This is a genomic window from Aurantibacter aestuarii (genome assembly GCF_003008425.1).
Lineage (GTDB): Bacteria > Bacteroidota > Bacteroidia > Flavobacteriales > Flavobacteriaceae > Aurantibacter > Aurantibacter aestuarii.
The window spans coordinates 1-23,832 of sequence record NZ_PXOQ01000019.1 but is presented as its reverse complement, the minus strand read 5'-3'; the positions used below and the strand labels follow the sequence as shown (position 1 = coordinate 23,832).

Genomic DNA, 23,832 nt, shown 5'->3' with positions numbered 1-23,832 from the left:
TATAGGTGTTAAAGAGATTGAGTTTATACAATAAAATAAGTATTCCTGCATGCATATTAACACTAATATATGTAATGGCATATGAGCCAATTTTTTCTCCGGATACTACCACCTATCTCCAAATGCAAATTTATAGGTTTCCAGGATATTCTATTTTCCTTCGGGTTTTTAGTAAATTTTTCGGAGAAAATTACGCTGTATTTATAGTGCTATTTCAAGGTGTATTTGGATGTTTTGCTGTACACAAACTCGCACAAAACATATACAAACAGTTTAAATTAAACGTATGGCAAGCTGTTGTACTTTTAATTATTTTACTTTATCCGTTTTACCCAAGTTTATGGATTGCAAATAATATATGTTCCGAAGGACTTTCTTATCCGCTTTACTTGTTATGCATAGCGTATGCTATAAAACTGTTATATACCAACAATAAAAGAAATGTTTTATTTGTGTCTGTTTTTTCAATTCTATTAAGCTTAACGAGAGGACAATTTATTATATTTCCACTTATTGTAGCGCTTATTTATTTCTTTAAATCTCGCCGCAAATTACTTTCAAAAACGACTTTAATTGTTTTAACCATTTTAGTTATAACGCCTGTTTTTACAAACTTGCTAGATAGAAGTTATCATAAATTACTACATAAGCATTTTGTTACCACGCCATTTAGTTATGTTAATGCCATCACACAACCCTTTTTTGTTTCTAAAGAAAAAGATCTTAAAGCCATAAATAACAAAGACTACAAGGCAATATTTACAAAAGCTTACAATCGGGTAGATTCTCTTCAATATCTAGCCTCTCATGAAAATAAATCTTGTTCAGAAAAATATAAAATCTTACATGATCATTTCCCTCAAATTTGTAATAGTTCCATACATGAGCAGGGCTTTAATTATTATTACTTTTATAAAAAACAAGATTACTTTACAAGTTATATAAATGTAGAAATAGCATGTAAAGCGGTAATGCCTGTATACATTCAACAAAATTTAAAATCGTATATTTTAATTTATTTTACAAATGTATTTTATGGCTTTAAGTCGCCAATTAATGCAATACTAATTTTAATTATTTGTTTGTGGAGTTTTGTAAAAGTTTTAAAAGACTACAAACGCGATACGTCATTTATATTATTTTTATCACTTTTAATTATTTCTAATGCATTAATTGTTGCATTTGCTTGTCATTCTATACAGCGCTATTTATTTTATAATTACTTCGCTATATTTATCATCTTACTATTAATTTTTAGAAGAAAATTCAAGAACCTATGAGTTTAGAATTATCAGTTGTTATGCCATGTCTTAATGAAGCAGAGACGTTAGCTGTTTGTATAAAAAAAGCTAAGGGTTTCTTTGCTAAATATGATATTAATGGTGAAGTAGTCATTGCAGATAATGGCAGTACAGATGGATCTCAGGACATAGCAAAAAGTTTAAACGCGCGAGTTATTCATGTTGAAGCTAAAGGCTACGGAAACGCCTTAAAAGGTGGAATTGAAGAAGCTCGTGGCACCTATGTTATTATGGGTGACGCAGACGATAGTTATGATTTTGAAAACCTGCAAGCCTATGTAGACAAACTACGTGAAGGTTATGATTTGGTTATGGGAAACCGTTTTAAAGGTGGTATTAAAAAAGGAGCAATGCCTTTTTTACATAAGTATTTAGGAAATCCTGTACTCTCTTTTTTAGGACGTTTATTTTTTAAAATAAATATTGGCGATTTCCATTGCGGCTTAAGAGGTTTTAAAAAAGAAGCCTTTTATAAAATGAACTTACAAACTACAGGAATGGAGTTTGCTTCAGAAATGATTGTAAAGTCAAAATTAAATAATCTAAGTATTGCCGAAGTGCCTACTATTTTATCTCCAGACGGAAGAACACGACCACCTCATTTAAATACTTGGCGGGATGGCTGGAGACATTTACGTTTTTTATTGTTGTATAGTCCAAATTGGTTGTTTTTAATTCCAGGATTAATCTTATTGATATTTGGATTTTTAGGGTCAGCGTTATTAATTATTCAACCTGTAGAATTGAATACAATAACTTTAGATGTACACACCTTACTTTATACCGCTACAAGTATCATTATCGGATTTCAGTTTGTGCTATTTTATGGACTCACCAAAATTTATGCAGTAGAAAATAATTTGTTACCAAAAAGTAACCGATACCAAAAACTATTTAAGTTTTTAAATCTTGAGAAAGGGTTAATTATTGGCGGTTTGTTTGTTATTTTAGGAATAGTCCTTACCGTAATAAGTGTAAGCTTATGGCAAGCCACAAACTTCTCAAATTTAGAACCTACAAAGCTATTGCGTTATGTTATTCCTGCTATAATAAGTTTGCAATTAGGTACTCAAATTGTATTGTTTAGTTTGTTTTTTAGTATTCTTGGATTAAAAAACGCCAGTTAATTTTTGGAGTTTAACTTATCAAAAGTGATGTAATCCTTATCGTTAATTACTTTATAAACGCCTTTTGGAGCACCATTTTCTATTATCAAATAACTATCATCTTTTTGAAGGTGCTCTAAAAAACTTATGTCTTCACTTAAATAAGAAAATATAGTCCTAAAAATATTTACAGATGTTTTTAACTCTTTGTCGTATAATTTAGCACTATCATCTGGCCATTTAATAGCTAATGCCGATGTAAAGGCAGAATAGATTAAATCTCGGTCTTGTGTTTTAGTTCTAGATTCCGATTCGTAATTAAATCCTACAAACCCACCGTGGTCCGCTACAATAACAATAAGCGCATTAGGGTCGTTTGTATTAATTAATGATATGATGTTTTCCAACCACAAGTTTGCATCTACCAGACGCTCTAAATAGGCTTTACGTTCTTTTTCCTTAGCATTTTCTTGTTGTTTATTATTACTAATGTGCCAAGGTTGCAATTGTTCTAAAAAGAAAAAATGCGCATCATTTCCGTTTTGCTTAATTAAATCCTCAAAATCTTCAGTAATATTTCTATCTAAATCAAACCCATTTGAGAAATAGGACACCTCATTGGAACTTATATTACAAGTATCAAATCCTTTTAATTCATTTCCTAAAATAAAATACGGCTCTTGCAAAAATAAATGTGTTTGATAGTTATTAGCTTTTAAGATATCTAATACAGGGTTTTGGTTTACAATTATGTTCCTAAAATTATAGGTTTCATTTTCTGCATGAGATTGTGCTTTGTAATAATGATGACGCATACCAAACATCGAACTATTAGAATAAACTGTAGGCACATAATTACTTCTAAAATCATTATAAAGCTTAAACTTATTTTGCTTTAAAAAGTCTTCAAAATTTGAATTATTAAAGTTGTAATAGCCTTTTTTTAATTCTGAAAAATTAGCATAACCATCTGGCTGAATGACATAAATATTTGGTTTTTTTTTGAAGACAACAGATTTTATGTGATCTGTTTGTTGTAACCACTTATCGGAATCCTTTACAGACTTAAACAGCTTAGTCGAAAACGCCACTAAAGGCATTACTGCAAATATCAATTGAAAAACAATAATTTTTTTTAAATGCTTATATACTAAAAATGAAAGTAGAAAAGCACCACATATAGCAAACAACATATAACGCTTGTTGTAAACTGAGGTAATAATGAGAATAAGCGTTACAAATGTAATTAAGTTTAAAAAAGTGTATAAAACGCCTTTATATTTTAAAATAAGTTTAGACGTTTTAGAAAGCAAAAAAAACAAGCCTATTAAAGTTATAGGACATACAATACATAAAAATGTGAAAAAAATAATATGTCTAAGTGAACCTGCGACATAAAAATGAGTATCTAAATACCTAAAAAAAGGATAAACTCCAGCTGAAAAAGCAGTTAATAGAACATTATCTTTTTTACTTTTTATAAAATTTAAAACGGCTGCTCTCAAAATTATTTTAGCTTATAAAAATATAGCAATCGGTCCGATTCTCCTATGTCGACTTTTTTCTCTAGTTGAAAGTAGTTTTGGTAAGCCAACTCAAATTCAGATTCATTATAAAAATCAAAATAGGTTTCAAATTCTCCTTTAGACTTTAACAAACGTTGCACCCAAGAATCGGTTCGCTTAGGAAATTCAATAATTAAATGGTTTGAAAATGAAGCAAAAAATTGCGCAGACATATCAAAGTTAATATTTCCAGATAAACTCATATGGTGTATAACTGCTAAAGCCATAGTGACCTCTGGTGCAAATTGTTTAGCACGTTTAATAAATGAAAATCGTTCTTTATTATTAAAGCCAATATTGGCAGTTGGATTTAAAACATCCAATACAAACGGTAATATATTGTACTCTTTATCTTTTTTAATCTGCCTATAATTGGCATCTACTGCATTATTATCTATATCACAAACCAACGCAAGGTCTAAAGGTGCCTCAATTTTACGAACAAAAGTACCGTCATTTCCTCCTACATCAATTAAAGTTTTAGGGTTTATTTTAGAAATCCAATTATTAATTATTACCGACTTTTCTTTAAACGCATCATCACTATAATTAGTTTTTGTATAATAATTTCCCCATTCGGTAGATTCCTTAAGCGTTAATTTTTTAATGTAATTGTATAACGCTTCTAATATATTTAACTGTCCTTTTTTAGATAGTTGTTTCGTTTTAGAAGTTCCTGTATAGTCCTCACTGTGCTTAGCTTCAAACTTTGCTAATAAATGAATATTTGTATATAAAAAAGGATTAAGCTTTGTGCTTATAGGTAACATGGTAGATAACATAGATAGTGGAATACCATCTATAAAATTACTCATTAGTTTTAAGGATGCTGCACCATGATAATGCGCTAACACTAATGGACCTAAAAAATGTGTTATAAATTGTTTATAGGCTCGCCAAGGTGTCTTTTCCTTATAAATATCTAAAGACAATGTGTCTATAAAAATGGCTTTGCCTTTATTGAAAACTATATTAAAAGCAGAAGCGTCTTTTAGCGAAAAATTATGCTCTAAAGCAAATTTCTGAAACTTTAAAGTGAGTAATGCGGCTTCTTTATATTGATTAAAACTCCACTCGTAAGGATAGGTAATAAATGGAATTTGCTCAGGTTGAATAATAATTTTCTCTTTAGAAACAAAAAGTTCTTCATGAGGAATTAACAAGCCATATTCAATAGCTTTTTTATAAAAATCAGCCTCGTTTAATACCGAATACGTTTCAAAATAGATGGGATTAATTTGTCGTTTTACCAGTCCATCTTCTACAAAAATAAATCCAGAAGGATCTCGAAAAGAAGAGCTATGTGCGTTTAGACTCATAAAACTAGTTACTTGTATCGTCTTCCTTTTTATTTACATCGATATCGCCAAACATATCATCTTCTTCATGCTTAATTAAGCCGAAAAACGATTTTATCTTGAACATTAAATTTTTCGAAAACAGAACAACTGCCGCTACTGCTGCTACTAAAGCCTGAATAATCATAGCTCCTAATCCTGGATCGAAGTAAAGTAAAGTCATAAAAATAGTGGTTTAACTCTTTTTCAAAAATAAGTAATAAAAATTAATCAGCAATATAGCCACATTGGTTATGATTATGGGAATAGAACTTAATAAAACACCGTAGATTACAAATAGTAAACAACCCACAGAATTAACCAATCGTAAGGTTTTAATATCTCGCATTAAAAACGATAATAATACGCCAAGTGACGCTGCATAGCCTACCCATTCTACTCCTGATATACCTAAAAATTCCATATGCGTTAAGTTAGTTTTTATTTAGTTACTTGATTATATTTTAAAACTAAAAAAAAGAGAAGCACTAAAATAGCACTTCTCTTGATATAATTAAGATTTAATAAAATTAAATCGATTTATTTCTTTTACGCTCTACTTCAGTTAAATGAATTTTACGTAAACGTAAGAAGTTTGGTGTTACTTCTACATACTCATCTTTCTGGATATATTCTAAAGCTTCTTCTAAAGAGAATTTAATTGCCGGAACAATTTTAGCTTTATCATCTGCTCCAGAAGAACGTACGTTACTTAACTTTTTAGTTTTTGTAATGTTTACAGCCATGTCATCCTGACGAGAATTTTCTCCAATCACCTGACCTTCGTAAATATCTTCACCTGGATCTACAAAAAACTTACCTCTATCCTGTAATTTATCGATAGAGTAAGGAATTGCAGTACCTTTTTCCATAGAAACTAACGATCCATTTTGACGTTCTGGAATACCACCTTTTAATGGTTGGTATTCTTTAAAACGGTGCGCCATAATAGCTTCTCCAGCTGTAGCAGTTAATAACTGGTTACGTAAACCAATAATACCACGAGAAGGTACTAAAAACTCGATAACCATACGGTCACCTTTAGCTTCCATACTTAACATCTCACCTTTACGCATGGTTACTAATTCTACTGCTTTACCAGATACATTCTCAGGTAAATCAATTGTCATTTCTTCTATTGGCTCACATTTAACGCCATCAATTTCTTTAATGATTACCTGTGGTTGTCCAATTTGTAATTCATAACCTTCACGACGCATGGTTTCAATTAAAACCGATAAGTGTAATACACCACGACCAAAAACCAAAAACTTATCTGCACTATCGGTTTCGTTAACACGTAAGGCTAAGTTTTTTTCTAATTCTTTAGTTAAACGGTCTTTAATATGTCTTGAGGTTACAAACTTTCCGTCTTTACCAAAGAAAGGCGAATCGTTAATAGTAAACAACATACTCATCGTTGGTTCATCAATAGCAATGGTTTTTAATCCCTCAGGATTTTCAGCATCTGCTACCGTATCTCCAATTTCAAAACCTTCTAAACCAACAATTGCACAAATATCTCCAGTTTGTACTTCGTCTACTTTAATACGACCAAGACCTTCAAAAATGTGTAATTCTTTAATTTTATTTTTTACAATCTTCCCATCACGTTTTACTAACGAAATGTTCTGACCTACTTTTAATTCACCTCTAGTTAAACGTCCAATAGCAATACGTCCTGTAAAGCTAGAGAAGTCTAAAGATGTAATTAACATTTGAGTATTCCCTTCTGGTAATTTTGGCTCTGGAATGTGCTCGATAACCATATCTAATAAAGGCTCGATGTTTTCTGTTTGGTTTTTCCAGTCGTCACTCATCCAGTTATTTTTAGCTGAACCATAAACCGTTGGAAAATCTAACTGCCATTCTTCTGCACCAAGCTCGAACATTAGGTCGAATACTTTTTCATGTACCTCTTCTGGTGTACAGTTTTCTTTATCTACTTTGTTTACAACCACACAAGGCTTAAGACCTAAGTCTATGGCTTTTTGTAATACGAAACGGGTTTGTGGCATTGGCCCTTCAAAAGCATCTACTAAAAGTAACACACCATCTGCCATGTTTAATACACGCTCTACTTCACCTCCAAAATCGGCGTGACCTGGTGTATCAATAATATTAATTTTTGTATCCTTATAGATTACAGAAACGTTTTTAGAGGTAATGGTAATACCACGTTCACGCTCTAAATCGTTATTATCAAGAATTAAATCTCCAGTGTTTTCGTTTTCACGAAATAACTGACAATGGTACATAATTTTGTCTACCAACGTTGTTTTACCGTGGTCAACGTGCGCAATAATTGCAATGTTTTTAATTTTAGCCATAATAAATGCTGCCTTATTTTAAGCGTGCAAATGTACTTAATTTTTATGGATAAATAGCCACGTTTTATTTTTTTGGCATTTCCTTTTTACAAAACGGTAAAAAGGTCGCGCTATTCGCTGTATCTTTTTAAGTCTAAAGCACTTAAAAAGGATGCCGCTTTTATCGCTAATGCTAGATTTTAATTTTAAAGTTTATTAGGATTGGTTTAGGAGAGTTTATATGAGTTGTTAATTTAGAAAGAAGAACTAGAATATTAATTGGTGTTATTTTATAACTTATATCCCGGTGTTGTACACAGTTATTTTATTTTTGTATAATAAGTTCTTATTTCTTCAGCTAAAGCTTTTTCTCTATCGTCTTTGTTTCTTATCATTGAACGTTCATCTAAAAGAATCCAAGTCGTTCCATCTGATTGTGTTTTTAAGTTTGGAAAAAGTCTTAATTCATTGTTTTTTTCTTTTAAACTAAATTCCCAAATTTCTTTATTTTTAAATTCGACACTATGAATATCAACTATTAAATCATTAGGGTCGTATTTTTTGTGTTCAATTGTTTCATTTCTAGAGTAAGTAGTATCTTTTTCTTTTTTATAAAACGAGATTTCTTTTTCAGTAATTATAATTTTTTCATAGTCAAATCGATTGGTCTTTATTTGTTTTAACTTCCAAGTTCCTTTCCATTTTTCCAATTCCTTTTTTTGATAAATAGGAAGTAAAGAATCTATTTTTGCTTTTGCTTTAATTTCTATATCTGACTTTACATCTAAAATACAAACTGTGTGAAAATAATGCAACGCTTCGAGTCCGTTTGAGTTTTTAAGAGCTTTTTCTGCTTTTATAAAACTCTCCCTTTGATATTCTTCATAATTTATTTTTTGCCCGAATATAAGTAAGGGAAATAAGAGAAAAATTATAAGTTTTATTTTTTTCATAATTTTATTAATTTACTCAAATTTATAGATAACTTAATAACTTTTAAATCTAGATTTAGTTAATCTTAATTTTCAATGAGTAAAGTTTGCTGTTGAGTGAGTTAATTGTGTACAACGTTTTGTGTATGTTTAGTTGCTGGCCTAAATCCGCAGGATTTAGCTAGCATAAACTAAATATAATAAAAGAGCAAAGATTTCCGGTAGGAAATCAGCAGCAATTAAATATATACTTTGTTGTAAAACGTTTTTTTCTTTTTTAGTCCGTTTTTTACTAAAATTTAAAGCAAAATTATTAATTTAACTATCCTAATTATTCTCTCACAAATCAGGCTCAATAACCTCAAAGCTAGTTGATATAATAATATCTTTTGAAATTAATCTCACTTTTGATGTATCTGACGTTTTAATATGAACAAAATCTTCTACAATTCCATTAATATAATGAGTACCAACTTCATTAAATTTTAAACCAAAAATTGGAATTTTGTCACTTGAAATTGCATATAATGTATCTAGTTTATTCTTGCTTTTAAAATCTTTTAATAAATCATGAGAAGAAACTTTTCCATTTAATTGCTTATCCAACAGTGAAATTTCTCTTTTGTGATTTTGGGTTTTATAAAACAATATTCCTCTGTTCGGATACTTTTCAAATTCATATAATTCAGTAGTAACCGTATCCAGCAAACTATTAAATGCTATAACTCCCGTGTATATACTATCTTTATATATTTTATTTACTTCTTTTTTGTTTTTAAGAAAATAAATGTAGGTTTCTTTTTGATAGGTCGTATCGTTCTCAATTATTCTAGACTTATATATTTCCTTACTTTTATTTACATCATTGCATGAGATAAATAAGAATGTATTTAGTATTACTAATATGAGACGATTAAATATTCTCATTAATTGTTTTTTTAATGTTTTACAACTCGTTATATAATTAATTTTATTACTCATATCCCGTAAATAAATCTGGATATAGTAAGTTTAGGGCTCCTTATATCCCGTAAAGATAATCCTATAATACAATTTTTATAACTCTAATATAACTATTTTCCGCAAGTGAGATAGACATAACTATTCAAATAGTTTTCTATTTAAAAAATCTAAAAAACAAAACTCGTAGCTTATAAAAGGCTAAACAAATAAACTTCTAAACGCATAAACATACCTAACTTAGATATGAAATTATGTATCTTTGCGCTGTAAAATTTAAGCTATGCAATTATCAGACATTCCTAAAATAAAGCATGCCAATGCGAATAACTTTTTTTTACTATGTGGACCATGCGCTATAGAAGGCGAAGATATGGCTTTACGCATTGCAGAAAAAGTGGTTAACATAACTAATAAACTACAAATTCCTTACGTGTTTAAAGGCAGCTTTAAAAAAGCTAACCGTAGCAGAATTGATAGTTTTACAGGTATTGGAGATGAAAAAGCTTTAGAAATTTTAGCAAAAGTCTCTGAAACTTTTGATGTCCCAACAGTGACTGATATTCATGAAGTTAGTGATGCAGCTATGGCAGCTCAATATGTAGATGTGTTACAAATTCCTGCGTTTTTAGTGCGACAAACCGATTTAGTGGTGGCTGCAGCAAAAACTGGAAAAGTGGTTAATCTTAAAAAAGGACAATTTATGAGTCCAGAAGCCATGAAACATGCGGTACAAAAAGTTAAAGATGCTGGAAATAACAAAGCTTGGATTACCGATCGCGGAACTATGTTTGGCTACCAAGATATGATTGTAGATTTTAGAGGCATCCCAACTATGCGTGAGTATGCCCCAACTATTTTAGATGTTACACATTCCTTACAGCAACCTAACCAAAGTATTGGTGTTACTGGTGGACGTCCGGATATGATTGAAACTATTGCACGTGCAGGAGTTGTAAACCATGTAGATGGTTTATTTATTGAAACCCATTTTGATCCAGCAAATGCTAAAAGTGATGGCGCAAATATGCTACACTTAGATAATTTAGAAGCCTTACTTACTAACCTTACTAAAATTAGACAGACTATAAACGCCTTCTAAATCTTTAATGATATACAACATAAAACTCTGCTTGATAAGTTTTGCACTACTAAGCACAGCAATAAGTCAAGCACAGGACTCATTGCATACATCTTCAAAAAAAGGAAAACTATTTATAGCATGGGGTGGAAATCGTGCGTCATACTCCTACTCGGATATTCATTTTACTGGTGAGAATTACGATTTTACTATTGAGGATGTTGGCGCACATGATAAACCAAAAGGTTGGCATATAGATTACTTTAATCCTACCCGATTAACCATTCCACAAACCAATTTTAGACTTGGATATTTTATTTCGGATAAATATGCATTAATTATTGGTTTTGATCATATGAAATACGTTATGGACAGGAATCGTGTAAAAAAGGTTCAAGGTGAAATTAATTTACCTCTTAATGAACCTGGAAGCACATTTAATGGGGTTTATAACGGTGACACTTTTGTGTCTGAAGATTTTTTAAAATTTGAATACACCGATGGTTTAAATTATGTAACCACAGAACTTGCCAGATATGATGATATTTCTAAATGGTTTGGCATTACTAATACCGATGTTTTTCAAATAAATATAACAGAAAGTGTTGGTATTGGTGTTTTATATCCCAGAACCAACTCGACGCTTCTTTACAAAGACCAAACCGATAAGTTTAGTATTTCAGGATATGGTACTTCTCTAAACTTAGGTTTAAACTTTACATTGTTTAAACATTTTTATATTCAAACCGATTTGAAAGGTGGATTTATACATATGTATGATGCTAAGACTACAAACGACCCTGCAGATAAAGCATCACATCAATTTTTATTCTTACAACGAGTTGTGACTCTTGGTGGGATTTTTAGTATTTAAAACTAATTATTTTAGTCCATATTCTCTTTTATAAATTTTTAGAATCACTAAAAATAAACTAATTAAGAGCGGACCAAAAATAAGCCCGATAAATCCAAATAATGGCACACCTACTATAACACCAATTAACGTAATTAACGGGTGAACATTATCTAATTTTTTCAACACAAAAAGCCGGATTATATTATCTGTAGAACCTACCACTACAAAACCATAGATTAAAATACCATACGCCGTAAAAGTATCTCCAGAAGACAAGGTCACCAGAAATACAGGCAAAATCCCTAAAAGGGTTCCTACAAAAGGCACCATGGAACCTACAGTAACTAACATAAACCAAAAAAACGGATCTTTAATACCAAAAATTAGAAACCCTATTAAAGCAATAATACCTTGAGCAAAAGCTACTAATGGTATGCCTATGGCATTAGATCTTACCATAGTTTGACATTCTGAGCCTATAATTTTTAAGTTTTTTTCTTTTATAGGTATATATTTATGTAAGTACTTTATAAGCTTATCACTATTGGTAAACATATAATACAACATAAAGTACATTAGACCTATAGCAATTGAAATATTTAAAGTACTGTCCGCAAAACCTTTCGCGTTATTTGATATCCAGTCTGAAATTTTGGAGGCATCAATATTAGACGTAAGGTCATATCCTAAAAAAGACTCAATATTTTCCATTTGCTTTTTAAAAGCGGTTACAACCTGTTCGGAATTTTTAACTGCATCTCCAATTTTATTTCCCAACATGATAACTATTGCAGATATGGGTAATAAAATACACACAAAGGATAAGAACATTAAAAGCAATGCCGCTAAACTTTTTTTCCAACCTTTTTGAATTAAAGTATTCATCCAAGGTCTTAAAAGTAAAAAGATGGTTACCGCACCTAAGACACCAGATAAATATGGAATGAGTTCTCTAAAGATTAAAATCCCCATAAATAAAATAAGACTTAGTACAAATACCTGTCTTGTTAATTTTGGTGTTATGATGGTATCATTCATTTTAAATTAATTTCTAATTAAAAAAAATTGGTTATACATTAACGTTTAAAAGGATGAAAATCACTATTTGCGATAGTCTCAATTACATCTTTTAAAATTTTCTCATCAATATCGGTTTCTTTAAAATAGCGAAGTGACTTTACGGCTTTTCGGTTTTCCGATATAAAGTAATGCTGATGGTGTTCTAACAAATGAGCATGCCAAAATCCTAAATCGACATAATTTTTTGTTTGGTTTAAATAAAATAATGGCCGTCCATGTAAATAATAAAATGGAAGTTTCCATTTATATTCTAAGGTTATTTCTGGCACAACAGCTTCAATAATAGCCTTTAAATCTAATAAAATAGACTGATAAGGCTCAATTTGATTTAAGAAATATTCTTCTGCTGGTTTCAAAATATAACAACTTAAAATAATCCCAAAATACCAATAACTATTAGTGCTATACCAATTCCTGCCTTAAAAGGCATAAGCATATCCGAAAATTTTAACAAACTATCTTTTAAGCTTGGAGATTTACTTATAACATGGGTTAACAACAAAAATCCGCCTATAAAACTAACTATATGAAATAAAAATCCGCCACCTCGAATTAAGTAAATTATAGAAAATACCATAAGTATTGAGCCAATTACAGTCTGAAATGGTGAAAGATAACTGGCAGCTTTATTAAAATAATCTTTGTCCCCATCCCACTTATCTAATAAGGTCAAACCCAATAAGATGCCTCCAGCAATATTGGCGATATTAAACAGAAATCCTAACATAATATATAATTTAATTTATACTTCTAAAATACACTTTTAAAAAATTAAATTTTAGATTTTATTAGTTTTATAACGTAAAATTATTTTACTTTGTATTTCAAAGTACTTTAATTATGAGCAATGAAGATTATTTAAAAGACTTAAGCGAGATTAAACAATTAATGACAAAGTCTTCTCGTTTTATATCTCTTAGTGGTTTATCTGGGATATTAGCCGGTATTTATGCCCTTATAGGAGCGTTTTTAGGTTATCAAATTATTTACGCCAATAATAGCATCTCTACTTATGGCTATAGAACTTTAGTTTTAACCGAAGATCGAATGATACAAATATTTGTAATTGCTTTTGTAGTTGTTGTTGCCTCCATATTAACAGGTATATTATTAAGTTATAGCAAAGCTAAAAAACGAGATGAGGTTTTGTGGGATGCAACATCGAAGCGTTTAATTATAAATTTTGCCATTCCTTTAGTTACCGGTGGTTTTTTCATTTTACTTTTAATTGAAAAAGAAGTGTATGCCTATGTAGCGCCATTAACTTTAGTTTTTTATGGATTAGCTTGTGTTAATGCAAGCAAGTATACTTTGGGTGATATTAGATATCTGGGGTTAACTATGATTATAATTGGGCTTATTTCCGTTTACTTTTTGGGTTACGGTTTATTCTTTTGGGCTTTAGGATTTGGAATATGCCATATTTTTTACGGTTCTTTGATGTATCTTAAACACGATAGAACTTAAGACTAGTGAGTATAATAAACAACATAAATAAAGTTTTTGATCATAGAATACGATTAGGCATTATGTCTGTTCTTATGGTTAATGAAAAAATGGACTTTACAACGCTTAAGGAACTTTTAGGAGCTACAGATGGTAATTTAGCCAGCCACACAAAAGCTCTTGAAAAAGCAGAGTATATTTTAGTTGAAAAACGGTTTATTGGTAAAAAACCCAACACGAGCTACTCGGCAACTAAATTAGGACAAGCCGCCTTTAAAAAACATATTGATGCTTTAGAACAACTTTTAAAAAACACCTAAACTTTTTTTTAACCATTTACTTTGTATTTCAAAGTACTTTTAAGTAATTATATGAGAAACTATAGAAAAAAATTAATCATTTGGCTTTTTGAAAACAGTCAACATTTTTATATCACCTATTTTAAAAGAAATCATACAGCTTGGAAAATATCTAAGCAAGAACTTTTAAATTATACTAAAGAAAGTTTTGGTTATCATTTGGGATTATTTCTTAAGAAAAATAATTTTGAATTAATTCCTAAGATTGAGCGTCATGACTGTTATCACGTTCTTACCGGTTATGGAACTCAAGTTGAAGATGAAATTGCATTACAATACCTCTGCTATGGCAACGGAAAAAGAAGTCTTTATCTTTTTGGTGTTGTTTTATTAGGCACAATATTGTTACCAGAATACATGCCGTACTATTTAAAATCCTATAGAATTGGTAAAAGTGCCAATGCATTTTATCAATTTGATTACAGTACATTATTACATACTGATATTGGAATACTAAGAGCGTCCACGTTTGTTAACTTAATCTATAATTAATTATGAAAACCATCTTAAAAAGATTTATCATACTCATGAGTATGCTATTATTTACCATTGTTATTACAAATACTATAGTCATACATAGCGCAAAGAACAAAACCTATAATATTACAGCACAAATACCATCCAACCATGTTGGTGTTATTTTGGGTGCAAATAAATACGTATCTAACGGCTCAATTAACTTGTATTACAAGTATCGTCTTAACGCTGCAATACAATTATATAAGGCTCAAAAAATTAAGTATATCATTATTAGTGGCGATAATAGTTCTAAAGATTATAACGAACCGAATATGTTTAAAGCCGATTTAGTAAAACATGGCATTCCAGAAGCGCACATTTATCTTGATTTTGCAGGCTTTAGAACTTTAGATTCTATTGTAAGAGTAAAAGAAATTTTTGGACAAGAATCGGTTACAATTATCTCTCAAAAATTTCATAACCAACGCGCTATATTTCTAGCTAAACATTTTAACATAAATGCTATTGCCTTTAATGCAAAAGACGTTTCCAGTTCAATTGGACTAAAAACTAGGTTAAGAGAATATCTTGCTAAAACCAAAGCTGTAATAGATGTTTTAATTAATACACAACCTAAATTTTTAGGTGAAAAAATTAAAATCCCTCATGTTTAAACCTAACTCCATATTTTTAACGCTTACAGTTATTATTTTAGGTATTGAAATAGCTATTGCGCTAAGTCTTGATTCCGGATTTATAAGATATACGTTTGGAGATGTATTAGCTAGTATTTTGGTGTACACTTTTATAAGAAGCTTCTTCAGTTTGAAACCATTTATTGTGGCTATTATAAGTCTATTCATTTCTTTTTTAATTGAAGGCTTACAACTTATAAATTTCACAAAATTAATTCATCAAGAACACAACAAACTGCTTACTGTGGTCTTGGGTAATCATTTTAGTTTTGAAGACCTACTAGCCTATTCCGTTGGCGTTTTAATTATTTACTTAATAGATAAACATCACATTTATGAAACCAATAATCCATAATTACAGTATTCCTTTAGCCACTTTTAAATTTATTTTGATAAGTAGTTTCTTTTGTTTTAGCCTCATATCATTTAGAGTATTGTATACTCAATCTATATACTTTCTATTTTTGGTTTGGAATTTAGTTTTAGCATTTATACCTCTTGGTATTAGTAGCTATATTTTAGGACATTCTAAATTAAAAAAACCTTTTGTACTTATTTTGCTTATTGTATGGCTTCTGTTTTTACCTAATGCACCATACATTATCACAGATTTTATTCACTTACAAAGAAGTCATACCTATTTCATCTGGTTAGATGTTTTGGTTATTGGAAGTTTTGCTTTTGTGGGATTGACCGCTTTTTACCTTAGCATTTCAAATTTTAAAGTCATTATAGCAACACACTTCAAAGTAAAATTACTTAAACCTCTTTTAGTACTTATTTATTTTTTATGCGGATTCGGTATTTATTTAGGACGTTATTTACGGTTTAATTCTTGGGACATTATAAGTCAGCCAAAACAACTACTGTATTATATTTTTGAAATATCACTAATAAACGTAGATAAAAACATGTATGTATATACGTTCTTCTTCGGAAGTGTTTTATGGGCAAGTCATATACTTTTAGATCAAATCAGGTCTATGACATCTCATTAATCCTGTTTTTTTCCTGAATTTTTCTAACAATTTTAGTTGAAGCATTTCGAGATAAAAAACGTGGCAGTAGGGCTAAAAATTTATTAAATTTCCCAGGAATAGCATAAGTTTTTCCTTTTAACATGGCTTTGTAACCATATAAAGTAACTTCTTTTGGACAACCCATATTAAAAGCTATTTTTCCTTCTTTATTTGAAGCTGAAACAGTTTCCTGGAACAAGGTTTTTGTTGGACCAGGACAAAAAGCAGTTACTGTAACACCAGTATCCTTAAGCTCGTTTGCAATTGCTTCTGAAAAAGAGAGCACATAGGATTTTGTAGCATAATACAATGCCATTAGAGGTCCTGGTTGAAATGCTGCCAAAGATGACACATTTAAAATTTTACCGTGATTACGACTAACCATATCATTTAACACCAATTTGGTTAAATGTGTTAAGGTTACAATATGAAGGTTGAGCATACTTAATTCACGTTCCCATTCATTTTCATGAAAAGAACCAAACATTCCAAAACCTGCATTATTAATTAAGATGCTAATAGGATACGATTGGATTTTATCATATAAATCCTGAGCAGAATTTTGATAACTTAAATCTTGAGAAATTGAAATTACTGTTATTTGATTGTTATCCGATAGTTGTTTTTTGGTATCTAAAAGTTGTTCTTCATTTACATCTACCAAAATTAAATCATAACCATCTTCTGCCAGTAATTGTGCAAATTCAAACCCTAAACCCGACGCAGCACCAGTAACTAAAGCAAAAGATTTACTCTTTTCCATCGACATAGTCTTGCAGATAATTATAGCGATTAGTTAACTCACCATTTTCTGTCATTTTTGCTCGTTTAAGAATACCTCTTTCATCCTTATTAAAAAAAGCAGGAATAACGTGCTCTAGAAAAGTTTCCCCAAAACCTTCACTGGCATCTTTAGGTAATTCACATGGTAAATTATCTACTGCCATAACTGTGATAGCTCCTGGCGCATTAAATGCGACTTCAGATTCTGTTTCAGGTTGGTAGCCGTAAAATGGCTCTGCAATAGTGCTTGGTCTTATAGTACTTGCTACAGGACCATCAATATCACATGATACATCGGCTACTAAATTAATTCTAAAATCTGCTTGCTTTGCATCGTCTCTAGTAAATAAATACGGAGCGCCATCTCCATAGAAATGACCTGCAATAAAAAAGTCGGTTTGTCTGGCATAAGGCATAAAATTGCTTTCGTATCCGCTTGGATCGTTATAAAATGCTCTTTTGTCGCCTACTTTACCATCTTTACGTTTGGCATATTCCATTACATCTGCCATGCAATACACAGGTTCTGTAAATTCTGAAGTTAAATACAAGGCATCACTAACTCCTTTAATATTTAAATAATCTAAAATCTCTTTTGCACCGTAGGCTACTTTACCTGTTCCGGTTAGAAGAATTTTTATATGAGGTAATGTTATCTTATCTAATTCGGCTTTAACAGCATCCAAATCTGCTAAGTTTTCCACTTTTGGCAACTCAAATAAGCCATCACGTAAACCTAAAGCTCTAAAGCCATTATAAGCACCTACCAAACCGGCATAACGACCAAAACCTATAAGACGAGCATTGTTTTTATTTACAATAGTTTCATGATCGTACATTTCGATGTTTTTATCTAACATCGCTTTTAACAACTCACGATTATAAGGCTGTTTTTTTATGGTGTGACTAAAAAAGAAATATTTTTTATTTGGTATTAAAGCGTCTATTGGTACTTCTTTAACGCCTATCATCACATCGGCATCACTTACATCATGACTTACGGTAATACCTGCTTTTTTATATTGCTCGTCTGAAAAAATACGTATGTCTGAAGATTCTACTACAATTTCTGCTTCTGGAAATTTTGTTTTAAAAGTTACTAAAGCTTCTGGTGAAAAAACAACACGTCTGTCTGGCGGATTTTTACGCTCTTTTATTATAGCAAATTTCATATACAATACGTTTTAACTGGTGGTATTAAAATAGGTTTGCTAAAGTAATGCTTAATAAAGGCTTGAGCAAATATTTTATGAGGTGATGTGCTCTACTTCACTTTCACTTTTTAAGACATGGTCTCCATCGTCTTGCTTTATATAAAGGGCTTTGTTACCGCTTTCTCCTTTTCGGGTTACTTTATTACCTTTTATGGTTTTTGTAACTTCTTCAGTAAAGGTTTCCTGCACTTTTCCTTTCGCAGTTCCGTTTCCCCATTTCCATTTAACTTTACTTCCTTCTTGTATCATAATTATTTTTTTATTTAAAATTACACTTTGCCTGCCATTATTTCTCTTAATGTTTTTATAAAACTGATTTGGTATAGTGTTTGAAGCTTATTTTTTGTTAGTTTTGCTAACTGCGTTAAGGATGGAAGCGGTATCCTTTTTTTATGGTGAATACCTAAAAAAAGATAAAGCGGACAGCCTGACCCGATAGGGTAACGCCATAACAATTATTATTTTATAATGGGGTCGACTGGTTTTGACAGCGAGATTTATGAAATAGTAAGCACGTCGAGTAATGATTTTGATCTCGTAAAACGCTAAGTCGAACTTTTAAACGGCGAGAATAACTACGCTTTAGCTGCCTAATCCGAATTATAGTAGGATTAAGCCTCGGTTCACAAGGTGAACAAGCTTTATGTCTCCGGAAAGCCCTGATTGACGGCGTTCCATTTTGAGGCATCGTAAATGTCAAAATAGATAAGGTGGCGCTTTGACGCCTTATTGAAACTAAAAAAGATAAGTTAAAAGTAGGTTGTCTTTAACCAGCTTTTAATCGAAAACCCAAGAAAAGAATAAACGTGTAGAAAGCTATTTGATGACTTGTTTGGACGAGAGTTCGATTCTCTCCGACTCCACAAAAAACCCTCTAAAGTATTGATTTTAGAGGGTTTTATTTTTTAGGTGACTTTTATTATTACTTCTTTATTTCTACTTCCATTATTGCAGCTTTGTGTTTACGACCTTCTGTAGAAATATAGAGTTTACCATCCTGACTAAAGGTTAGGCCTTCAGGCTGTGGAAACTCATCTTCGTCTAATTCTATAACCTTTTCTATTTTTCCCGTTTGGCTTAGCAACATTAATGTTGTATTTCTCCCATCTAGAATATAGTATTGCTCCGTTTTTGGATGAATAGCAATATCTGAAGGATAAAAAGTTTTATATAACTTCTTTTTTTGAAACTCTTTTAAAGCCTTATCTTTCATGTGTAATTTAAGAATTGGAGTCGGATTTAATTGTTTTGTTTTTAAAGGAATAGCATATAAGCCTTTATAATTTTCAAACGACAAATCCTTATACTTACAAACCGTTATTAATTGGTCATTTTTAACATCATAAAATAAAGACTCCATATCATTTTTTGAAGAAAATGTTGTTTCAATTTTTGATGTCTTTAGGTCTTTATCCTGAAAGTTTTTAATTTCGAAAATCACACCATCACTTCGCATCACGTAAGCGTCAGTTTTATTTATAGTAATAGCTTCATAATCTCCAGAGTCTCCAAAAGTAATTTCCTCTTTAATTTTGTTCTCATTTAAATCATATATAAAAATTACGCCATCCTCGTCTTCAATACATGCTATTTTAGAATTACCAAGCCAAGAAATACCACTAATCTCTTTTAGTTTTCCTGGCATTTTCCAAGTATTAGTAATCTTGTATGATGATTGAGAAAATTGTGGCGTTTCTATTTGATTTCTATATTTATGTTGTAAAGCAAAACCCACAATACCACCACCTATTATAAGTAAGCATATTGCGGCTACTATGATATTAAATACTCTCATTTATAATTTTTAATTTGTTTTTATTTTTTCAAATTAGGCAAATTAGTTTATACTAGTTAATCTAATAAAGGCTTTAACCTTAATTTATAATCTATTTCTATTATATTTTTTTTAATTATTGTTTAAAACAATAATATTTAACTCTAATAATTTAACTGTTTAACCTAAGTTATTTTGAAATTAAAAAAGCCCAACTTATTATAAGTTGGGCTTTTTTGATTTAATCAATTCTATTTTATCTCTTCAGCGTAAAGTGTCCTCTAAACTGTTTCTTCTCATCTGAAGTTGAGTTTGGTTCTCTATACTCTACCGTAAACCAGTAGTCGCTGGTAGGTAATATCTCACCATTATAGGTTCCATCCCATCCTGCGCCTGTTGGACTGATTTGCTTTAAGAGTTTACCCATACGGTCAAAGATGTAAATCGTCGCATCTGGCTGATTTGCGATTCCGTAAATGTTCCACGTATCGTTATAGCCATCTCCATTTGGTGTAAAGAATAATGGGTAGTCCATTGCCAGTACTGTTGCACTTGCTTCTCCACAACCATTCTTGTCTCTTACCGTAATTACATGCTCTCCTGCGCTTACATCGGTAAAGGTATACGTGCCATCATTTGGCTCGTTAGATACATAAGCTCCGCCGTCTAAACTGAACTCAAATTCCGAGATTCCATCACCTGTTGCTGTGACCTGGATGGTATGGTTTTCTGAGAATGCATCGGTAACCACCTCGGCGGTTATAACCGGTGGTGTACTTACCTCTACGATGGTATTCGCATTTGGATCGTTTAGATCGCTTGAACATCCTGTAACATTATCTGTCACAATCACCGCATAGCTTCCTCCTTCTTGTGGCGCTAAAGTTGGTCCTGTCTGTCCTGGGATTACTGTTCCATTTAAATACCACTCAAAACTGTAATTTGCTGCACTTAATCCAGTGTCTATCACATCGTTTGGTAAGACTTCTGTTCCATTAGTGCTTGCACAAATTAGATACATGTCATCTAAATTAAATGATGGCATTGGGTTAACCTGAAGTGTTAGTGTAGTTACATCATAACAGAACGAACCATCTACTGGAGGCGTGCCTGTTGGGATGTTGTTATCTACTCTTACGTATATCACTTGTGGGTTAACGATGTTATTGTATAATGTTGGTAATGGATTGGTTCCTGCATCTGCATCGGCTTGTGTTTCGTAATAGCTTACTGCAAAGTCTGCTGCCGGTTGCGGATTTGTTGGATCGTTTCCTAATACTTCTGCATCTTGTGTTGATAAATCGAAGGTTGCACTATCATTTGTTGTATCGTTATCAAACTCCATATTGTCATCACAAACCTCAAACACATTAGCATACGGATACGCTACTGCATCGTCATTAACCTCGATAAAGAAACTTAAGGTAGCAATCTCACAACCTGTGGTTGTGTTACTGATGTTTACAAAAATCTCTTGTGGGTTACTCGAGTTAGTAAACGCTGCTGGATTACCTATTTGTGGTGCGCCATTTTGTGCGGCTAGTAAGGTTGTATGATAAGTTACTGCATAGTTTGGTCCGTCTTGTGCTCCTAAGATTATAGGCGTGTTCTGAGTTAAATCGAACGTAAATACATTATCCGTATTTGGCTCACACTCTCGGATATCTAAATCATCGGTCGGTATCACTGGTAACGGATTAACTATAATATCGAAGTCTACTATCGTATAACAACCTGTTCCGCCTGTTCCATTAACATCACTTCCACTGGTTACTCGTACATAGATGGTTTGTGGTGAGATACCTGTTCCTGGGTTAGCTGGATCTTCGTTACTATGCATCGTTGGATCTACTATAAAGTTAACTCCTGCTAAGGCTTCATTTAAATCTGTATAGTACGTTAAACTTACATTTGGCTCTCCATTGATGATGTCTACTGCATTTTGAGTTAAATCAAATACCTCTATGCCATCTGGTGAGTTATTGTCATCACACAATTCTATATCCATTGGATTTTGTGTTGGTGATGGGTTTGGTCTAACACGTACCGTTAAGGTGGTTGTACTGAAACATCCTGTGTTAGCATCTACCACTCGTACATAAATGGTTTGCACTGCATTTACCGTGTTTACAAACATCGTTGGATCTGGGATGGTTACCGTTCCTGCTTGTGCACTCGCTGCTGTAGTGTGATAGCTTACCACTAAACTTGGATCGTTATTGGTAATCTCGCCATCTTTAACCGTTAGGTCAAATGTGGTAAAGCCATCATTATCTTCATAGTAGTTCGCATCTAAATCGTCACACGCATTTAATACTGTTGGTGTTACTATTACCGGTGGGAACTCTACCTCTATCTGGAAGCTTCGTATCGTCTCACAACCATTGGCATTATCTAATCGTACCCAAATGGTTTGTGGGTTAGTCACGTTAGGATAACTTGCCGTGTTAGTAATTGGGTTAATACCGCTTATGGCATTGTTTTGTGTCGTGTAATAACTGATTGGGAAGTCTGCCGGGTTTTGAGTACCTAACACAACTGGTGTTACGTTCATATCAAAATTAAAGACATTAAATCCATCGTTATTATCGTCACATACGATATAAATATTATCACCTGGTGTTGCATCGATTGGATCGATATTATTTGGTATGACAGGTGAGTTTAATACTTGTAATTCTAAATTCACAATACGGTAACATCCTGTGGTATTGTTCTCTGCTCTTACCCATAACAATTGGCTAAATGGTTGGATGTTTTCATATGGACTACTTAAATCCATTGCGCCACTTATCGCATTTTGCTCGGTCTCGTGGTAAGTTATCGTCACATTTGGCTCTCCGTTTAAGATACTTATAGTCTGACTGTCTAAATCGAACATATCAAATATACCATCATTATCCGTGTCACACGCTGTTAATGGTGCTGGGTTTGCTAATGGTGATGGTAACGGGTTAACCTGAAGGGTTAATGTAGTTGTACTTATACAACCTGTTACACTATTTTCCGCTCTTACAAAAACAGTCTGAGGGTTTACCACATTCTCATATGGACTGGTAATTTCCTGAGTGTCTGTATTTGCTCCGTTTTGTGTTAAGTGATAACTCAGTACTATACCGGTTTGTCCATTTAATATTTGAGCATTAGCATCTTCTAATGTGAAGAATTCTTGCTCATCGCCTGGATTGTTCTCATCACATAACTGTAATGGGTCTGGTTGTACTAATACTGGGTTGGCATTAACCACCAGATTCATGGCCACAACACTATAACAACCATTTGTAACTCCTGTTGGATTTGGGTCATCCTCTACTCTTACCCAAACCGTTTGATTAAACGCTGTGGTATTGTTATAAGCGGTTGGTGAGGTTATTGGGTTACTTGGTGCTTCTGCATTTGCCTGAGACGTGTAATATGTAATCTCATAATTGGCTGGATCTAATCCATCTAATATCTGTGTGTTATTAGTCGTTAAATCGAACGTTGCAAAACCATCTGCGGTTGCATTATCACAAATCTCTATAGTCGTTGGCGTGTCTAATATCTGTGGCGTTGG

At 32.0% G+C, this 23,832-nt stretch carries 24 protein-coding genes and 1 other RNA gene; 11 read left to right on the top strand and 14 right to left on the bottom strand.

The genetic code is table 11. The features are described from left to right. Positions 1–74: 74 nt before the first annotated feature. A complete protein-coding gene (locus C7H52_RS13075; RefSeq protein ID WP_106464355.1) occupies positions 75–1,280 on the top strand; it encodes a hypothetical protein in 1,206 nt (401 codons plus the stop codon). Next, positions 1,277–2,428, top strand: a complete 1,152-nt coding sequence (locus tag C7H52_RS13070) for a glycosyltransferase family 2 protein (protein WP_106464354.1) — start codon at positions 1,277–1,279, stop codon at positions 2,426–2,428. The genes C7H52_RS13075 and C7H52_RS13070 overlap by 4 nt, the downstream gene beginning before the upstream one ends. Here the strand turns inward: C7H52_RS13070 and C7H52_RS13065 are convergent. The 6 genes from C7H52_RS13065 to C7H52_RS13035 all read right to left on the bottom strand — a co-directional run bounded on the left by C7H52_RS13065 (position 2,425) and on the right by C7H52_RS13035 (position 9,477). Then, positions 2,425–3,912, bottom strand: coding sequence for a sulfatase-like hydrolase/transferase (locus C7H52_RS13065; RefSeq protein WP_106464353.1), 1,488 nt, complete (start codon positions 3,910–3,912; stop codon positions 2,425–2,427). The genes C7H52_RS13070 and C7H52_RS13065 overlap by 4 nt on opposite strands. Positions 3,913–3,914: 2 nt before the next feature. Further along, complete coding sequence (locus C7H52_RS13060) at positions 3,915–5,291, bottom strand: nodulation protein NoeA (protein ID WP_106464352.1); 1,377 nt, start codon at positions 5,289–5,291, stop codon at positions 3,915–3,917. Between the two features lie 4 nt (positions 5,292–5,295). Then, positions 5,296–5,493 carry a hypothetical protein gene (locus C7H52_RS13055; protein ID WP_106464351.1) on the bottom strand — a complete coding sequence of 66 codons (198 nt, stop codon included), beginning with the start codon at positions 5,491–5,493 and terminating at the stop codon, positions 5,296–5,298. 346 nt (positions 5,494–5,839) lie between these two features. Further along, the gene (gene typA, locus C7H52_RS13045; protein ID WP_181256251.1) at positions 5,840–7,639 is read right to left on the bottom strand and encodes a translational GTPase TypA; all 1,800 of its coding nucleotides are present in this window, start codon (positions 7,637–7,639) and stop codon (positions 5,840–5,842) included. 299 nt (positions 7,640–7,938) lie between these two features. Continuing rightward, on the bottom strand, positions 7,939–8,571 hold the full coding sequence (locus C7H52_RS13040) for a hypothetical protein (protein WP_106464348.1): 633 nt from the start codon (positions 8,569–8,571) through the stop codon (positions 7,939–7,941). 318 nt (positions 8,572–8,889) lie between these two features. Beyond that, positions 8,890–9,477 carry a hypothetical protein gene (locus tag C7H52_RS13035; protein ID WP_146130057.1) on the bottom strand — a complete coding sequence of 196 codons (588 nt, stop codon included), beginning with the start codon at positions 9,475–9,477 and terminating at the stop codon, positions 8,890–8,892. 316 nt (positions 9,478–9,793) lie between these two features. Between C7H52_RS13035 and kdsA the strand changes: the two genes are divergently transcribed. Next, on the top strand, positions 9,794–10,612 hold the full coding sequence (gene kdsA, locus C7H52_RS13030; protein WP_106464346.1) for a 3-deoxy-8-phosphooctulonate synthase: 819 nt from the start codon (positions 9,794–9,796) through the stop codon (positions 10,610–10,612). 7 nt (positions 10,613–10,619) lie between these two features. Then, positions 10,620–11,465 carry a hypothetical protein gene (locus tag C7H52_RS13025; protein WP_106464345.1) on the top strand — a complete coding sequence of 282 codons (846 nt, stop codon included), beginning with the start codon at positions 10,620–10,622 and terminating at the stop codon, positions 11,463–11,465. Between the two features lie 6 nt (positions 11,466–11,471). Here the strand turns inward: C7H52_RS13025 and C7H52_RS13020 are convergent, their stop codons facing one another. The 3 genes from C7H52_RS13020 to C7H52_RS13010 are packed head-to-tail and all read right to left on the bottom strand — an operon-like array spanning position 11,472 to position 13,254. Beyond that, positions 11,472–12,485, bottom strand: coding sequence for an AI-2E family transporter (locus tag C7H52_RS13020; protein WP_106464344.1), 1,014 nt, complete (start codon positions 12,483–12,485; stop codon positions 11,472–11,474). A 38-nt stretch (positions 12,486–12,523) separates the two neighbouring features. Continuing rightward, positions 12,524–12,883, bottom strand: coding sequence for a DUF1801 domain-containing protein (locus C7H52_RS13015; protein WP_106464343.1), 360 nt, complete (start codon positions 12,881–12,883; stop codon positions 12,524–12,526). An 11-nt stretch (positions 12,884–12,894) separates the two neighbouring features. Further along, on the bottom strand, positions 12,895–13,254 hold the full coding sequence (locus C7H52_RS13010) for a hypothetical protein (protein ID WP_106464342.1): 360 nt from the start codon (positions 13,252–13,254) through the stop codon (positions 12,895–12,897). Positions 13,255–13,367: 113 nt separating this feature from the next. On the opposite strand from C7H52_RS13010, the gene C7H52_RS13005 reads away from it, so the two are divergent. The 6 genes from C7H52_RS13005 to C7H52_RS12980 are packed head-to-tail and all read left to right on the top strand — an operon-like array spanning position 13,368 to position 16,484. After that, positions 13,368–13,994 (top strand): hypothetical protein, encoded by a 627-nt coding sequence (locus tag C7H52_RS13005; protein ID WP_106464341.1) that lies wholly within the window; start codon positions 13,368–13,370, stop codon positions 13,992–13,994. 5 nt (positions 13,995–13,999) lie between these two features. After that, complete coding sequence (locus tag C7H52_RS13000) at positions 14,000–14,293, top strand: winged helix-turn-helix domain-containing protein (protein ID WP_106464340.1); 294 nt, start codon at positions 14,000–14,002, stop codon at positions 14,291–14,293. Between the two features lie 51 nt (positions 14,294–14,344). Next, positions 14,345–14,824, top strand: coding sequence for a Coq4 family protein (locus tag C7H52_RS12995; RefSeq protein ID WP_106464339.1), 480 nt, complete (start codon positions 14,345–14,347; stop codon positions 14,822–14,824). 2 nt (positions 14,825–14,826) lie between these two features. Continuing rightward, complete coding sequence (locus tag C7H52_RS12990; RefSeq protein ID WP_245918627.1) at positions 14,827–15,465, top strand: SanA/YdcF family protein; 639 nt, start codon at positions 14,827–14,829, stop codon at positions 15,463–15,465. Then, positions 15,458–15,841, top strand: coding sequence for a ribosomal maturation YjgA family protein (locus C7H52_RS12985; protein ID WP_106464338.1), 384 nt, complete (start codon positions 15,458–15,460; stop codon positions 15,839–15,841). Before C7H52_RS12990 ends, C7H52_RS12985 begins: the two co-directional genes overlap by 8 nt. Next, complete coding sequence (locus tag C7H52_RS12980; protein ID WP_106464337.1) at positions 15,822–16,484, top strand: DUF1361 domain-containing protein; 663 nt, start codon at positions 15,822–15,824, stop codon at positions 16,482–16,484. Before C7H52_RS12985 ends, C7H52_RS12980 begins: the two co-directional genes overlap by 20 nt. Here the strand turns inward: C7H52_RS12980 and C7H52_RS12975 are convergent. The 3 genes from C7H52_RS12975 to C7H52_RS12965 all read right to left on the bottom strand — a co-directional run bounded on the left by C7H52_RS12975 (position 16,468) and on the right by C7H52_RS12965 (position 18,751). Continuing rightward, on the bottom strand, positions 16,468–17,268 hold the full coding sequence (locus tag C7H52_RS12975) for an SDR family NAD(P)-dependent oxidoreductase (protein ID WP_106464336.1): 801 nt from the start codon (positions 17,266–17,268) through the stop codon (positions 16,468–16,470). The two genes, C7H52_RS12980 and C7H52_RS12975, sit on opposite strands and share 17 nt — an antisense overlap. Continuing rightward, positions 17,255–18,460 (bottom strand): NAD(P)-dependent oxidoreductase, encoded by a 1,206-nt coding sequence (locus C7H52_RS12970; protein WP_106464335.1) that lies wholly within the window; start codon positions 18,458–18,460, stop codon positions 17,255–17,257. Before C7H52_RS12970 ends, C7H52_RS12975 begins: the two co-directional genes overlap by 14 nt. 75 nt (positions 18,461–18,535) lie before the next feature. Beyond that, on the bottom strand, positions 18,536–18,751 hold the full coding sequence (locus tag C7H52_RS12965; RefSeq protein ID WP_106464334.1) for a hypervirulence associated TUDOR domain-containing protein: 216 nt from the start codon (positions 18,749–18,751) through the stop codon (positions 18,536–18,538). A 221-nt stretch (positions 18,752–18,972) separates the two neighbouring features. Between C7H52_RS12965 and ssrA the strand changes: the two genes are divergently transcribed. Next, positions 18,973–19,368, top strand: a transfer-messenger RNA (tmRNA) gene (gene ssrA, locus C7H52_RS12960). Between the two features lie 56 nt (positions 19,369–19,424). On the opposite strand, the gene C7H52_RS12955 is transcribed toward ssrA, so the two are convergent. Further along, a complete protein-coding gene (locus C7H52_RS12955; RefSeq protein ID WP_106464333.1) occupies positions 19,425–20,297 on the bottom strand; it encodes an SdiA-regulated domain-containing protein in 873 nt (290 codons plus the stop codon). Positions 20,298–20,532: 235 nt separating this feature from the next. Further along, positions 20,533–23,832: T9SS type B sorting domain-containing protein (locus C7H52_RS12950; protein WP_146130056.1), on the bottom strand; the 3,300-nt coding region annotated here is incomplete at its 5' end.